Origin of the sequence: Mesorhizobium sp. M7A.F.Ca.US.010.02.1.1 (assembly GCF_004023085.1) — a bacterium.
Lineage (GTDB): Bacteria > Pseudomonadota > Alphaproteobacteria > Rhizobiales > Rhizobiaceae > Mesorhizobium.
In genome coordinates this window covers 1-1,535 of sequence record NZ_RZRV01000100.1, presented here as the reverse complement: position 1 = coordinate 1,535, position 1,535 = coordinate 1, and the positions used below count along the sequence as shown (strand labels likewise).

Below are 1,535 nucleotides of genomic sequence, written 5' to 3'. Positions count from 1 at the left end.
TTCTTCGCCAGAATCCATATGCGACAGCCTCGAATGGGGACGGGGAGACGGGAATTGCGTCAGGCCAGGTCGATGGTCCGCCCGAGCGCGATGCTCTGTTCGGCGGCGAGCACGATGCGCAGGCTGTTGACCGCTGCATCCATCTGCTCGGTCAGGTCGAGATCCTCGCGGATGGCGCGCAGGAAGAAGGCCTGCTCGCGGTCGCAGAGTTCCTGGTGGCCGGGCTCGTCCTCCATGCTGACGATCTCGTCGGGCTTGGAGAAATTCTTGTCGCCATCGACAGCGGCATAGTGGATCTTCAGCGCGTCGGTCTTGGTGTGGCGGTCGATGTCGGCGGAGTTCGACACCTCGGCGGTGTCGGCGGCGCTGCTCGCCTGCTGTCCGGCGACGATCGACACCGCGCCCTTGGGGCCGACCACGTCCTTCACGAAATAGGCCGTCTCGCTCATCATCGGACCCCAGCCGGCTTCGTACCAGCCGACCGAACCGTCATCGAAGGTGACGTGCAGATGGCCGTAATTCTGCTTGTCGGCCTCCGCCCAGAGCTTGGCGCCGATGCCATGCACGCGCACCGGTTTGGCGCCGGTCAGCTGGCACATGACGTCGACATAGTGGACGCCGCAATCGACGATCGGGATCAGCGAATCGATCAGGTTCTTGTGCCAGTGCCAGGCGCTGCCGCTGCTCTGCTGGTTGAGGTTGAGCCGCATCACCAGCGGCTTGCCGAGCGTCTTGCCGACCTCGATGAACTTGATCCATGACGGGTGGACGCGCAAGATATAGCCGAGCACCAGCTTGCGGTTCTTGGCGCGCGCCGCCGCGACAACCTTCTCGGCATCCTCATTGTTGGTGGCGAGCGGCTTTTCCATGAACACATGGCAGTTGGCGGCGATTGCCTTCAGCGCATATTCGGCATGGGTGTTCGGCCAGCTATTGATCGAGACGGCGTCCGGCCTGGTCTCCTTCAGCGCCTGGTCGAAATCCTCGTAGAGTGGGTAGCCGGCTAATTCTCCTGATATCTTCGTGTTGCTCTTGATCGAGCGGCTCATGATGCCTACGATCTGAAAACCGTCGAGCCGGTGATACGCGCTGGCATGCGACGCACCCATATTGCCGAGCCCCACCACCAGCACTTTAACCTTGTCGGACACCGCTGCCTCCCAATTGATTGAAATGTGGACGGCGATCAGCGCCGCCGCTCACTGCCCTTCCTCTCCCCCGTCGATCGGGGGAGAGGTGTCGAGCGCAGCTCGACGGAGTGGGGGTCGACCTTCGCCGCCCGCCTAATATTTCTTGCGCGTCGGATTGTGCCTGTCTTGCGGCGACTGCGCGTTTGGCGAACACCTTCCCCCACTCCGTCGCCGCTTCGCGGCGCCACCTCTCCCCCCTCCGGAGGGAGAGGAAAGGAGCCCGGCAGGGCAATGAGCGACTATCTGTGGTGTCAAGTTGCATTGGCGAACTCCATGCGCGCATCGCGTGCTTTTGCATTGAGAATGACGAGGAGTTTTCGCGCCAGCGCCATGCGGATGACCATT

General features: G+C 62.3%; 1 protein-coding gene and 1 pseudogene. Both read right to left on the bottom strand.

The window, feature by feature from the left end; translation table 11 throughout:
* Positions 1 to 59: 59 nt before the first annotated feature.
* The gene (locus EOA19_RS34880) at positions 60 to 1,151 is read right to left on the bottom strand and encodes a Gfo/Idh/MocA family oxidoreductase (protein ID WP_128306114.1); all 1,092 of its coding nucleotides are present in this window, start codon (positions 1,149 to 1,151) and stop codon (positions 60 to 62) included.
* A 290-nt stretch (positions 1,152 to 1,441) separates the two neighbouring features.
* Positions 1,442 to 1,535: pseudogene (locus tag EOA19_RS36620) on the bottom strand (IS110 family transposase); the annotation flags it as partial.